The sequence below is a fragment of the Methylobacterium symbioticum genome (genome assembly GCF_902141845.1).
Lineage (GTDB): Bacteria > Pseudomonadota > Alphaproteobacteria > Rhizobiales > Beijerinckiaceae > Methylobacterium > Methylobacterium symbioticum.
This window is the reverse complement of sequence record NZ_CABFPH010000057.1, coordinates 1-12442: the sequence shown is the minus strand read 5'-3', so window position 1 is coordinate 12442 and position 12442 is coordinate 1. Positions and strand designations below refer to the sequence as shown.

General features: G+C 70.8%; 10 protein-coding genes and 1 pseudogene. 8 read left to right on the top strand and 3 right to left on the bottom strand.

All coding sequences use genetic code 11. From position 1 onward, the window contains the following. Positions 1 to 52: 52 nt before the first annotated feature. Positions 53 to 1726 (bottom strand): electron transfer flavoprotein-ubiquinone oxidoreductase, encoded by a 1674-nt coding sequence (locus tag MET9862_RS18155; protein ID WP_142584302.1) that lies wholly within the window; start codon positions 1724 to 1726, stop codon positions 53 to 55. Between the two features lie 237 nt (positions 1727 to 1963). On the opposite strand from MET9862_RS18155, the gene MET9862_RS18150 reads away from it, so the two are divergent. From MET9862_RS18150 to MET9862_RS18140, 3 genes are all read left to right on the top strand, one after another. Further along, positions 1964 to 2845, top strand: coding sequence for a uracil-DNA glycosylase (locus tag MET9862_RS18150; RefSeq protein ID WP_438616628.1), 882 nt, complete (start codon positions 1964 to 1966; stop codon positions 2843 to 2845). 81 nt (positions 2846 to 2926) lie between these two features. Further along, a complete protein-coding gene (gene ypfJ / locus MET9862_RS18145) occupies positions 2927 to 3838 on the top strand; it encodes a KPN_02809 family neutral zinc metallopeptidase (protein WP_142584301.1) in 912 nt (303 codons plus the stop codon). A 12-nt stretch (positions 3839 to 3850) separates the two neighbouring features. After that, on the top strand, positions 3851 to 4282 hold the full coding sequence (locus MET9862_RS18140) for a protein tyrosine phosphatase family protein (protein ID WP_142584300.1): 432 nt from the start codon (positions 3851 to 3853) through the stop codon (positions 4280 to 4282). On the opposite strand, the gene MET9862_RS18135 is transcribed toward MET9862_RS18140, so the two are convergent. Next, entirely contained in the window at positions 4283 to 4858 is a 576-nt protein-coding gene (locus MET9862_RS18135) for a TetR/AcrR family transcriptional regulator (RefSeq protein WP_306438906.1), read from the bottom strand. It abuts the gene before it with no gap. Between the two features lie 72 nt (positions 4859 to 4930). Between MET9862_RS18135 and MET9862_RS18130 the strand changes: the two genes are divergently transcribed. Genes MET9862_RS18130 through MET9862_RS18120 form a run of 3 tightly spaced genes read left to right on the top strand, consistent with a single transcriptional unit; the run spans position 4931 to position 10229 of the window. Beyond that, positions 4931 to 6034, top strand: coding sequence for an efflux RND transporter periplasmic adaptor subunit (locus tag MET9862_RS18130; RefSeq protein WP_142584299.1), 1104 nt, complete (start codon positions 4931 to 4933; stop codon positions 6032 to 6034). Then, positions 6031 to 7122, top strand: coding sequence for an efflux RND transporter periplasmic adaptor subunit (locus MET9862_RS18125; RefSeq protein ID WP_142584298.1), 1092 nt, complete (start codon positions 6031 to 6033; stop codon positions 7120 to 7122). The genes MET9862_RS18130 and MET9862_RS18125 overlap by 4 nt, the downstream gene beginning before the upstream one ends. Before the next feature lie 17 nt (positions 7123 to 7139). Beyond that, positions 7140 to 10229 (top strand): efflux RND transporter permease subunit, encoded by a 3090-nt coding sequence (locus tag MET9862_RS18120; protein WP_142584322.1) that lies wholly within the window; start codon positions 7140 to 7142, stop codon positions 10227 to 10229. Here the strand turns inward: MET9862_RS18120 and tsaA are convergent, their stop codons facing one another. Then, positions 10230 to 10739: a tRNA (N6-threonylcarbamoyladenosine(37)-N6)-methyltransferase TrmO gene (gene tsaA / locus MET9862_RS18115; RefSeq protein WP_142584297.1), complete on the bottom strand. Its 510-nt coding sequence runs from the start codon at positions 10737 to 10739 to the stop codon at positions 10230 to 10232. A gap of 98 nt (positions 10740 to 10837) precedes the next feature. On the opposite strand from tsaA, the gene MET9862_RS18110 reads away from it, so the two are divergent. Then, a complete protein-coding gene (locus tag MET9862_RS18110; protein WP_142584321.1) occupies positions 10838 to 12307 on the top strand; it encodes an AMP nucleosidase in 1470 nt (489 codons plus the stop codon). Positions 12308 to 12340: 33 nt separating this feature from the next. Beyond that, positions 12341 to 12442: pseudogene (locus MET9862_RS18105) on the top strand (hypothetical protein); the annotation flags it as partial.

Genomic DNA, 12442 nt, shown 5'->3' with positions numbered 1-12442 from the left:
CGGTCGGGGCGAGGGGCACGACAATCCCGCACAGCGCAGGAAGCTTGCGTCCTCACATGTTCGGGTAGTTGGGTCCGCCCGGGCCCTCCGGGGTGACCCAGTTGATGTTCTGGTTCGGATCCTTGATGTCGCAGGTCTTGCAGTGGACGCAGTTCTGCGCGTTGATCTGGTAGCGCACGCCGCCGCTGGCCGCCGCGTCCTCCACCCACTCGTACACCCCCGCCGGGCAGTAGCGCGCGCTCGGCCCGCCGAACACGTCGTGCTCCGAGGACTTCTGCAGCCCCGCATCCTTCACCTGAAGATGGGGCGGCTGGTCCTCCTCGTGGTTGGTGTTCGACAGGTAGACCGAGGAGAGCCGGTCGAAGGTCAGCTTGCCGTCCGGCTTCGGATAGACGATCGGCGTCACCTCCGAGAGCGGCTTCAGGCAGGCATGGTCCGGCTTGCCGTGGGAGAGCGTGCCGAAGGGCGAGGCTTCGAGGAGGGTGTTCGCCCACATGTCGAGGCCGCCGAGCCCCACGCCCACCAGCGTGCCGTAGCGCGACCAGAGCGGCTTGACGTTGCGCACCCGCTTCAGGTCCTGCCCGATCGGGCTGTCGCGCCAGCCCTGCTCGTAGGCGGTCAGCTCGTCGCCCTGGCGGCCCGCCCTCAGGGCGTCGCCGATCGCGTCCGCGGCCTGGATGCCCGACAGCACCGCGTTGTGCGAGCCCTTGATGCGCGGCACGTTCACGAAGCCCGCGGAATCGCCCACCAGGCAGCCGCCGGGGAAGACGAGCTTGGGCACCGATTGCCAGCCGCCCTCCATGATGGCGCGGGCGCCGTAGCCGATGCGCTTGGCCCCCTCGAAGGTCTCGGCGATCATCGGGTGGGTCTTGAAGCGCTGGAACTCCTCGAACGGCGACAGGGTCGGGTTCTCGTAGTTCAGGTGCGTGACGAAGCCGACCGAGAGCAGGTGGTCGTCGAAATGGTAGAGCCAGGAGCCGCCGCCGGCCTTGTTGGGCAGCGGCCAGCCCATGGTGTGCTGGACGAGGCCGGGCTGGAACTTGCCCGGCGCCAGCTGCCACAGCTCCTTGACGCCGAGGCCGTATTTCTGGTGGTCGCGGCCGGCGTTGAGCTGGAACCGGTCGATCAGCGTCTTGGTGAGCGAGCCGCGTGCGCCCTCGCCGAAGATCGTGTACTTGCCGCGCAGCTCCATGCCGCGGGTGAAGTCGTCGCGCGGCTCGCCCGAGCGGCCGATGCCGAGATCACCCGTGGCGATGCCGGTCACGACGCCGTGCGCGTCGTAGAGCACCTCCGATGCCGGGAAGCCCGGATAGATCTCGACGCCGAGCGCCTCGGCCCGGGCGCCCAGGTACTTCGTCACGTTCGAGAGCGAGCCGACGAAGTTGCCGTGGTTCGACATCAGCTTGGGGAAGAACAGGTTCGGCAGGGTGACGCCGCTGTTCTTGGTCAGGAACATGAACTCGTCGCGCTCGACCGCGGTCTTGAGCGGGCGCTCGGGGTCGTCGCGCCAGTCCGGGACCAGCAGATCGAGGCCGGACGGATCGATCACCGCGCCCGACAGGATGTGCGCGCCGACCTCCGAACCCTTCTCGACGACGACGACGCTGATCTCCTCGCCGGCCTCCGCCGCGCCCTGCTTCAGGCGGATCGCCGCGGCGAGGCCCGCCGGCCCCGCGCCGACGATCACCACGTCGAAATCCATCCCCTCGCGTTCGGGAAGCGCCATCCTCGTCTCCTGCCTCTCGTGACGGCCCTGTCTTCGGCCTGATCGTTCGTCCGCGCCGGGCTCTCGACCCGACTTGGCGCATCTCCGCCTGTCTCCGTATTGTCAGGCTTGCCTTCAAGCAATTCCTCAACCCATTCCAAGGTAGGATGGCAAGGCTTGCCTGGCAGGTGAGGCGCGCCATCGCGCCGCTGCCGCCCACCCGCGGCGCGCGTTGTCCACAGGCCTGCGACGCCCCACATGACGATGATGGCACCGTCCACCGAAGCGCAGCGCGACCTCATCGCCTATCTCGACTTCCACAGCGAGGCCGGGGTCGATGCCGTGCTGGACGAGCGCCCGCACGACCGCTTCGGCGAGGCCGAGGCGCCGGAGGCGCGGTCCGAGCCGAGACCGGCGCCGCGCCGTGTCGAGGCATCCGCGCCCCGGCCGTCCCTGCCCGCCCGGGGCGAGGCACCGCCCGCCCGTGCGCCCGCTCCGGCGCGCACCTTCGGACAGGCGGCCTCGGCCAAGCCCGACGAGGCGGCGACCGATGCCCGGGCCCGGGCGCGCGAGGCGCAGTCCCTCGATGCCCTCGAGGCGATCCTCAAGGATTTCGAATCCTGTCCCTTGCGCTTCACCGCCAAGAACCTCGTCTTCGCCGACGGCAATCCGGCGGCCCGGGTGATGTTCGTGGGCGAGGCGCCGGGCGCCGACGAGGACCGGATCGGCAAGCCCTTCATGGGGCGCTCGGGCCAGCTCCTCGACCGGATGATGAAGGCGATCGGCTTGGACCGCGAGACGGCCTACGTCGCCAACATCGTGCCCTGGCGCCCGCCGGGGAACCGCAACCCGACGCCGCAGGAGGTCTCGGTCTGCAAGCCCTTCATCGAGCGGCAGATCGAACTGGTCGATCCGGACCTCATCGTCTGCCTCGGCAGCCCCTCGACGCAGACGCTGACGGGAACGAAGGACGGCATCCTGAAGGCGCGCGGACGCTTCTTCCCCTACCGGCTGCCGTCGCGCGAGGTCCGGGCGCTCGCCACCCTGCACCCGGCCTATCTGCTGCGCCAACCCGTGCAGAAACGGCTCGCCTGGCGGGACTTCCGGCTCCTGCGCGCGGCCCTCGACGGAAAGGCTTGACCGTTCCGACGGAACCGGGGCTTTTGCCCGGCCATTACTAGGGACCGCCCAGGGTGGGCGGCCGGGCAGGGCGGCTGGCAGATGCGCTGGGACGATTTCCGGTCTTCGGACAACATCGAGGACCGCCGCGGCGAGGGTGGCGGTGGCGGCATCGGCTTTCCCGGCGGCGGCGCCGGGGGCTTGGGCATCGGCACCATCGTTGTGCTGCTGATCATCGGCTGGGTCACCGGCATCAACCCGGCGATCCTGATCGGCGGCGCCGAGCAGATGACGCGCGGCGGCGGCCAGAGCCGCGAGGAGCGGGTGGACCCGCAGACGCAACAGCGCCGTCGCCAGCAGCCCACCGACGAGTCCGGCCGCTTCGCCGCCAAGATCCTCGGCAACACCGAGGACGTCTGGAGCCAGATCCTGCCGAACCAGACGGGCAAGTCGTACACACCCACGACGATGGTGCTCTATACCGGCGGCACCCGCAGCGGCTGCGGCTCGGCCCAGGCCGCGATGGGCCCGTTCTACTGCCCGCTCGACAAGAAGATCTATCTGGACACCGACTTCTTTAAGGACATGGCGACGAAGTTCGGCGTGAAGGGCCAGTTCGCCTACGCCTACGTCATCGCCCACGAGGTCGGCCACCACGTGCAGGACGTGCTCGGCATCCTGCCCAAGGTCCAGGCGCGCCAGCAGCAGGCCTCGAGCAAGCGCGAGGCCAACGCCCTCTCGGTGCGCGTCGAGCTGATGGCCGACTGCCTCGCCGGCGTCTGGGCCAGGAATTCGGACGACAAGTGGAACTCCCTCGACCAGAGCGACATCGACGAGGCGCTGAAGGCCGCCAACGCCATCGGCGACGACAAGCTGCAGGAGGCCTCCCGCGGCTACGCCGTGCCCGATTCCTTCACGCACGGCTCCTCCGAGCAGCGCAAGCGCTGGTTCATGACCGGCTACAAGAGCGGCCAGACCCGGTCCTGCGACACCTTCAAGACCGCCAACAACTGAGCGCCCCGCCTCATGAAGCGCATTCCCGTCGACGGTAAGCTCTCCGTCGCCGCGCAACCGAGCGCGGACGACATCGCGGCGCTCGGGTCGGAGGGCGTGGCGCTTCTCATCAACAACCGGCCCGATGGCGAGGAGGCGGGCCAGCTCGGATCGGGGCCCGAGCGGCAGGCGACGGAGGCGGCCGGCCTTGCCTATCTCGACCTGCCGGTGACCGGCCCGACGATCACGGAGGAGGCGGTCCGGCGCTTTGCCGAGGCCGTCGCCGCAGCGCCCGGCCCCGTCGTCGCCCATTGCCGCAGCGGCACCCGCTCGCTCACGCTGTGGGCGATCGGGGCGGTGCGCGCCGGCCGCCTGAGACGCGAGGACGTCCTCGCCTTCGGCGCGGAGCGCGGCATCGACCTCGCCGGGGCGCTGCGCTGGCTCGACGCGCATCCGGCAGGCTGATCAGGCCTCGGGCAGCTCCCGCGCCTGGACCTCGAGGGCGGCGAACAGGCGTTCGAGTTCCTCCCCCTCGAGCCGGTGGAAGCCGAGGGAGCGGCCGAGCATCAGCCCGATGATGGCGAAGACCAGGGCGCCCCCGGCCCCCGGCCGGCCCTCGACCGAGGCCATATGCGCCAGGCGCTCCGCCAGGAAGGCGCGGAAGCCCGCTACCGCCTCCGGATTCTCCGCCGCCGCCAGCAGCAGCGCGTCCGGGAAGCCGCATTCCTCCGTGTAGAGCTCACGCGCCTGGGCGACCGCCGCGAGGGGAATCGCCGCCGGCGCCGACCCCTGCGCGGCGATCTTCTCGGCGATGCCGGCGCGCATCCGCTCGACCTTGCGGGCGGCGAGCGCCCCGATCAGCGCGTCCTTCGACGCGTAGTGATGCAGCACGCCGCCCTTGCTCAGCCCCGCCTCCGCCGCCACCGCGTCGATGGTCAGGCTGCGGTGCTCGGAGCGGCGCAGCAGCGCCTCGGCCGCATCGAGGATGATGTCGGCCCGGTCGGGACGCCGGCTGCGCGGGCTGTTCATCAGGTCGACCACATTCAACTAGAAACCGTCTGGACGGTCGGTAATCTAGCGGATATGGCTGCCGCCGGATAGGGAGAATCGGCGTTGACGAGACCGTCTCGAGCCGTCGCCGCGCCCGTCGCGGCCCTCGTGCATCTGCTCTGCCTCGGCGCGCCGGCTCCCGGCGGCGCCCTGGCCGCCGAGGTGCCGCTGAAGGCGCAGACCCTGGTGCGCACCGCGATCGCCGCGGAGAGTTCCGTGGCGTCCGAGGCGGTGATCACCGGCGACATCCAGGCCCAGGCCCAGACCAACGTCTCGTTCCGCACCAACGGCAAGATCGCCGAGCGCCTCGTCGAGGTCGGCGACCATGTCACCGCCGATCAGGTGCTCGCCCGGCTCGACCCGCAGGAGCAGCGGGCGAACCTCGCCAATGCCGAGGCCGCACTGACCTCGGCCGAGGCGCGGCTGACCCAAGCCAAGCTCAGCTTCCAGCGCCAGCAATCCTTGATGCAGAGCGGCTACACGACGCGGCCCGCCTTCGACAACGCCGAGCAGGAGCTGCGCGGCGCCCAGGCCGCCGTCGATTCGGCCAAGGCCTCCCTCGGCACCGCGCAGGAGCAATTCTCCTATACGGACCTGAAGGCTGGCGTGACCGGCATCGTGTTGAGCCGCTCGCTGGAGACGGGTCAGGTGGTGCAGGCCGGGCAATCGGTGCTGGCCGTGGCGCAGGACGGCCCGCGCGACGCGGTCTTCAACGTCTACGAGGCGCTGCTCGCCGCGCCGCCGGCCTCGAACCGGGTCGAGGTGACGCTGCAGGCCGACCCCGCCGTCACCGCGGTCGGCACGGTGCGGGAGATCGCGCCGAGCGTCGATCCGGCCTCGGGCACCGTGCGGGTCAAGGTCGGCATCGCGCAGACGCCGCCGGCCATGTCGCTCGGCAGCGTGGTGATCGGGCGCGGGCGCTGGCAGCCGCGCAAGGCCGTGGTCCTGCCCTGGTCGGCGCTCTACCGCTGGCGCGGGCGGCCCGCGGTCTGGATCCGCGACCCGAAGGACGGCGCGGTGACCCCCCGCACCGTCGCCATCGATCGCTACGGACCGGATTCGATCGCCCTCGCCTCGGGCGTCGCGGCCGGCGAGGAGGTCGTGGTGGCCGGCATCCAGTTCCTGCGTCCCGGCCAGACCGTGACCGTCGCGGAGACCGTGCGATGAGGCTCCCCATCCCGCAGCAGACGGCGCTCGCCGTCGCGCTTCTCGCCGCTCTTGCCGCCTGCAAGGACGAGACGAAGGCGAAGGCCGAGGCACCCCCGATCCGCCCGGTCCTCTACACGGTGGCCAAATCCGTCGACACGGTGCGGTTCGGGCCCTTCGCGGGCACGGTCGAGCCGCGCTACCAGTCGCAGCTCGGCTTCCAGATCGGCGGCCGGGTGGTCGCCCGCGACGTCACGGTCGGCGACCTCGTGACCAGGGGCCAGCGGCTCGCCGCCCTCGACCCGGTGGTGCCGCGCTACGCCCTGACGCGCGCCGAGGCAGACGTCGCCGACGCCCGCGCCCAGACCGAGAACGCGGTCGCCACCGAGGCACGCACCCGCCGCCTGATGGAGGGCGGCAACGTCACCCAGGCCCAGCTCGACGCGGCGGTGGCCAACCGCGACACCGCCCAGGCCCGTCTCGCCCAGGCGCAGGCGAGCCTGAAGAAGGCCCGCGACCAGATCGGCTACACCGAGCTGAAAGCGGATTTCGACGGAGTCGTCACCGAGCGCCGGGCCGAGGTCGGCCAGGACCTCTCGGCCGGCCAGACCGTGGTGACGGTGGCCCGGCCGGAGGTGCGCGAGGCCGTGGTGGACATCCCCGAGGAGCTCGTCGGCGCCATGCCCAAGGACGGGCGCTTCACCGTGGCCCTGCAGAGCGCGCCGGACGTGACCGCCATCGGCACCGTGCGCGAGGTGGCGCCCTTCGCCGATGCCAGCACGCGCACCCGGCGCATCCGCATGACCCTGCAGGATCCGCCCACCGCCTTCCGCCTCGGCACCACCATCACGGTCGCCCTGACGCGGCCGGCGGAGCCGCGCATCTACCTGCCGGCGACCGCGCTCGTCAGCGAGGGGGCCCAGGATTCCGTCTGGGTGGTCGACGGCGACGGCGCACACGTGACCCGGCGCGCCGTGACGGTGGCCGAGCGCAAGGCCGAGCGCGTCGCCCTGAAGGCGGGGCTCAATCCCGGCGAGCGCGTGGTCGTCGCCGGCGCCCATTCCCTGAGCGAGGGCCAGACGGTCCGGCTGTCCGACGAGGCGCTGTGATGCACGCTCCCACCGACATGACCGACCGCGCAGCGCAGGACCGGCCCGGGACGGACCGGCACGCGACCGGATTCAACCTGTCCGAATGGGCGCTCGCCCACCGCTCCTTCGTCTGGTTCCTGATGGGGATCAGCCTGCTCGCCGGCGCACTCGCCTATACCAGGCTCGGCCGCGAGGAGGACCCGCCCTTCGCGATCAAGACCATGGTCGTGCAGGCCGTCTGGCCCGGCGCCACGATCGGCGACACCCTCGAGCAGGTGACCGACCGGATCGAGAAGGAGCTGCAGCAGATCAACGCCCTCGACTACGTGCGGAGCTACACCACGCCCGGCCAGGCGACGGTGTTCGTGCAGTTCCGCGACACCACCAAGAAGCAGGAGATCCAGCCGGCCTTCTACCAAGTGAGGAAGCGCCTGGGCGACATCCAGGGCCGGTTTCCGCAAGGCGTGCAGGGCCCGTTCTTCAACGACGAGTTCGGCGACGTCTACGGCAACGTCTACGCCTTCACGGCGGACGGCCTGACCCACCGGCAGCTGCGCGACTACGTCGAGGGCGTGCGCACCGAGATCCTGAAGGTGCCCAATATCGGCAAGACCCTGCTCCTCGGCACCCAGAGGGAGGTGATCTACCTCGATTTCGCCACCCGCAAGCTCGCGGGCTACGGCATCGACTTCAACCAGCTCATCAAGACCCTCCAGAGCCAGAACGCGGTCACCGCCTCCGGCGTCGTCCAGGCCGGGCCCGAGCGCGTCTCGGTGCGGGTGAGCGGGCAGTTCGCCTCCGAGGAATCGCTCCTCGACATCAACCTGCGCGTCAACGACCGCTTCTTCCGCCTGTCGGACGTCGCCGAGATTTCCCGCGGCTACGAGGATCCGCCGGCCGCCATGTTTCGGGTCGACGGCAAGCCGGCGATCGGCCTCGCCATCGCCATGCGGCCCGGTGCCAACCTCTTGCATTTCGGCGAGGACCTGAAGGCGCGCATGCGGCTCGTCGAGGAGAAGCTCCCGATCGGCGTCGGCATCCACCTCGTCTCGGACCAGCCGAAGATCGTCGAGGAGGCGGTCGGCGGCTTCACCAAGGCGCTGGTCGAGGCGGTGGTGATCGTGCTCGCGGTGAGCTTCATCAGCCTCGGCGTCCGGGCCGGCCTCGTGGTCAGCCTGTCGATCCCGCTCGTGCTCGCCATCGTCTTCGTGGTCATGCAGGTCATGGACGTGACGCTGCAGCGCATCTCGCTCGGCGCCCTCATCATCGCCCTGGGCCTCCTCGTCGACGACGCGATGATCACCGTCGAGATGATGGTCGCCCGCCTCGAACTGGGCGACACGCTCCGGAAGGCGGCGACCTACGCCTACACCTCCACCGCCTTCCCGATGCTGACGGGCACGCTGGTGACGGTGGCGGGCTTCCTGCCGATCGGCTTCAACGGCTCCTCGGCGGGCGAGTACACCTACTCGCTCTTCGTGGTGATCGCGGCCTCGCTCCTCGTCTCGTGGATCGTGGCGGTGCTGTTCGCGCCGCTGATCGGCGTGACCATGCTGCCCGCGAAGATGAAGGCGCATGCCCACGAGCCGGGCCGGCTCGGCCGCAGCTTCCTCGCCGTGCTGCGCGTCGCCATGCGCTTCCGCTGGACCACCGTGCTGATCTGCGTCGGGCTGATGGGCGCAGCGATCGTCGGCATGGGCCACGTGCAGCAGCAGTTCTTCCCCTCGTCCGACCGCACCGAGATCCTGGTCGACCTGACGCTGCCGCAGAACGCCACCATCACCGAGACCAAGGGGCAGATGGACCGCTTCGAGGAGAAGCTGAAGGGCGACCCCGATATCGAGCGCTGGAGCTCCTATGTCGGGCAGGGCGCGGTGCGCTTCTACCTGCCCCTCGACCAGCAGCTCGACAACGCCTTCTTCGGGCAGATCGTGGTGGTGACGAAGTCGCTGGAGGCGCGCGAGCGGGTGTTCGCGCGGCTGGAGCAGATCGGCAAGACCGAGTTCGTCGGCACCGACGTCTTCGTGAACCCGCTCTCGCTCGGTCCTCCGGTCGGCCGCCCGATCCAGTACCGGCTGTCGGGTCCCGACATCCAGGGCCTGCGCGAGCACGCCCTCGGCCTCGCCAGCGTGGTCGCGAAGAACGCGCATGTCGCCGTGCCGACCCTCGACTGGAACGAGCCCGGCAAGGTGCTGCGCGTCGAGATCCAGCAGGACAAGGCGCGCCAGCTCGGCGTGACCAGCCAGGACATCGCCGGCATCCTCAACGGCGTCGTCGGCGGCACCGCGATCACGCAGGTGCGCGATTCGATCTACCTCGTGAACGTGGTCGGCCGGGCGCGCGCGATCGAGCGCACCTCCCTCGACACGCTCCAGAGTCTGCAGGTCGGCCTCTCCAACGGCACGGTGGTGCCGCTCCTGGCCTTCGCCAAGATCGACTACGACCTCGAGCAGCCGATCGTCTGGCGGCGCAACCGCGTGGCGACGATCACGGTGCGCGCCGCGATCATGGACGACACACAGCCGCCGACCGTGGTGGCCGCGCTCCAGCCCGACATCGACGCCTTCGTGAAGTCCCTGCCGGAGGGCTACACCCTTGAGACCGGCGGCGCGGTGGAGGAGGCGGCCAAGGGCCAGGGCCCGATCGCCGCGGTGGTGCCGGTGATGCTGCTCACCATGGCCTTCTTCCTGATGGTGCAGCTCCAGAGCGTGGGCAAGCTGCTGCTGGTCTTCTCGGTGGCGCCGCTCGGCCTGATCGGCGTGGTGCCGGCGCTGCTGCTGTTCGACAAGCCGATGGGCTTCGTGGCGATCCTCGGCATCCTCGCGCTGATCGGCATCATCGTGCGCAACGCCGTGATCCTGGTGAGCCAGATCGAGGAATGCGAGGCGGAGGGGCTCGCGCCCTGGGATGCCGTGGTCGAGGCCACGCGCCACCGCATGCGCCCGATCCTCCTGACGGCAGCGGCGGCGAGCCTCGGCCTGATCCCGATCGCCCGCGAGGTGTTCTGGGGGCCGATGGCCTACGCGATGATCGGCGGCATCCTGGCGGCGACCCTGCTCACGCTGCTCTTCCTGCCGGCCCTCTATGTCGGCTGCTACCGGATCCAGCCGCCGAAGGCGGCGTGATCAGGAGGCGCCGCTCCGCTGCACCGTGGCGCCGGGCCGGGAATCGGTCGAGGCGTAGTAGGGTTTGATGTCGAGGAGCGGCGTGCCGTCGAGGCAGTCGAGGCCGCGCACCCGGAGCGTCGCGCCCGTGATGCCGAGAAGCTCCACCACCGAGAGGGCGATGGGGTTCGGTCGGGCGGGGGAGCGCAGGGAGAAGGTGCCGCGGGGACCGTCCGCGTGGCGCGGCTGCTGGACGAGCAGGCCGCGCGGCGCCCGGTCCATCCAGTAGAGCAGGATCAGGTGGCTCGCCCCCGAGACGTTGGCGAGGCCCGCCGCGTAGGCCGGATCGACCTCGACGGTGCAGATCGCCTCCGTCTGCAAGCCGTTCTTCGGGCAGTCGCGTCGCTCGGTCCAGGGCGTGCGCAGGCGCCCGATGAAATGGAGGCCCGCATCGTGCCGCTCGGGCAGGCTCACCGCCTGCTCGCCCGGCCGCAGCCCGAATCCGTCCCCGCCGCCCGGTTCTCCGCTCATCGCCGCCCGCTTTCCCCGTGCCGCCCCCGTCCTCGCGGGTATAGGATGGCCCGGTGGAACGCGAGCGGGAGAGCGGCTTGGTCGAGGAACTGCGCCCCATGGAGGCGGTCGAGGAGGTCTCGGTCGCGGTCGAGCGGCTGATCGCCCTGCATGCGGAGGCGACGCGGGCCCTGCGCGAGGCGCTGGCCCGCTACCTCGACGGCGGGCCGCCGCCGGACGCGGCCGAGCGGCTGAAGTTCCGCTACCCCGAGATCCGCGTGACCTATCAGCCGACCGGGCCGATGCCGCGGATCAGCCGCGCCACCGGCAAGCTCCAGGCGCCGGGCACCTACGCCACCACGGTGACGCAGCCCGCCCATTTCCGCGAATACCTGATCCACCAGCTCAGCCCGCTGGTGGAGGATTACGGCGCCGCGCTCGAAGTCGGCCTGAGCGCGCAGGAGATCCCGTACCCCTACGTGCTGGAGGCCGGGATCGGCCAGAGCCGGCGCGCGCCGGACGGGGCCGACCTCGCCGCCTTCTTCCCCGTGCCGCTGCTCTCCGTCGTCGGTGACGAGGTGGCCGACGGGCTGTGGGAGCAGCGGGGCGACGCGCCGCGCCCGCTCGCCCTCTTCGACGCCGTGCGGGTCGACTACTCCCTGCGCCGGCTCGTCCACTACACCGGCTGCGACTGGAGCCATGTCCAGCCCTGGATCCTGCTGACGAACTACCACCGCTACGTGGACCAGTTCATCCGCCACGGGCTGGAGCGCCTCGCCTCGGGCGCGGAGGGCTTCGAGGAGATGATCCTGCCCGGCAATATCCGCGTGCGCCGCGACGAGGCGGCGAATGCCGATCCGGACGCGCTGATCGCCGCCTCGCCCTGGCACCGGTTCCAGATGCCGGCCTATCACCTCGTCGCCCGCGACGCGGAGGGCGCCATGCAGGGCACGACGCTGGTCAATATCGGCGTCGGCCCCTCGAACGCGAAGACGATCACCGACCATCTGGCGGTGTTGCGGCCGCATTGCTGGCTGATGGTCGGCCATTGCGGCGGCCTGCGCCAGTCGCAGCGCATGGGCGACTACGTGCTCGCCCACGGCTATCTGCGCCGCGACCGCATCCTCGACGCGCTGGTGCCCACCGACGTGCCCGTGCCGGCCTTGGCCGAGGTGCAGCTCGCGCTCCAGGCGGCTGCCGCCCAGGTGACGGGGGAGCGGGCCGACGCGCTGAAGCGGCGCCTGCGCACCGGCACGGTCGTCACCTACGACGACCGCAACTGGGAGCTGCGCTTCAGCCAGGAGCGGCGGGTGATCAATCTCAGCCGCGCCATCGGCGTCGACATGGAGAGCGGCACCATCGCCGCGCAGGGCTACCGCCTGCGCGTGCCCTACGGCACGCTGCTCTGCATCTCGGACAAGCCGCTCCACGGCGAGATCAAGCTGCCGGGCGCGGCCAACGCCTTCTACGAGCGGGCGGTGGGCGAGCATCTCCGGATCGGGCTCGCCGCCCTCGACATCCTGCGCGCCGACCGCCACGGCCTGCACTCCCGCAAGCTGCGCAGCTTCGACGAGCCGCCGTTCCGCTGATCCCGTTCCCTCAGCGGTCGCGCCCCCACAGGCCGACCGACCAAGGGCAACATCGCCGGCGGCCTGACCACGATCGAGGAGAAGGCCCTCGGCAACCTGGAGAAGATCGGCCACGAGTGCCGCTTCATCGACGCG

Excerpts from the sequence above, each read along its gene's own strand:
- MET9862_RS18155 (WP_142584302.1), bottom strand. The coding sequence starts at position 1,726 with ATGGCGCTTCCCGAACGCGAGGGGATGGATTTCGACGTGGTGATCGTC.
- MET9862_RS18150 (WP_438616628.1), top strand. The coding sequence starts at position 1,964 with ATGACGATGATGGCACCGTCCACCGAAGCGCAGCGCGACCTCATCGCC.
- ypfJ (WP_142584301.1), top strand. The coding sequence starts at position 2,927 with ATGCGCTGGGACGATTTCCGGTCTTCGGACAACATCGAGGACCGCCGC.
- MET9862_RS18140 (WP_142584300.1), top strand. The coding sequence starts at position 3,851 with ATGAAGCGCATTCCCGTCGACGGTAAGCTCTCCGTCGCCGCGCAACCG.
- MET9862_RS18125 (WP_142584298.1), top strand. The coding sequence starts at position 6,031 with ATGAGGCTCCCCATCCCGCAGCAGACGGCGCTCGCCGTCGCGCTTCTC.
- MET9862_RS18120 (WP_142584322.1), top strand. The coding sequence starts at position 7,140 with ATGACCGACCGCGCAGCGCAGGACCGGCCCGGGACGGACCGGCACGCG.
- tsaA (WP_142584297.1), bottom strand. The coding sequence starts at position 10,739 with ATGAGCGGAGAACCGGGCGGCGGGGACGGATTCGGGCTGCGGCCGGGC.
- MET9862_RS18110 (WP_142584321.1), top strand. The coding sequence starts at position 10,838 with ATGGAGGCGGTCGAGGAGGTCTCGGTCGCGGTCGAGCGGCTGATCGCC.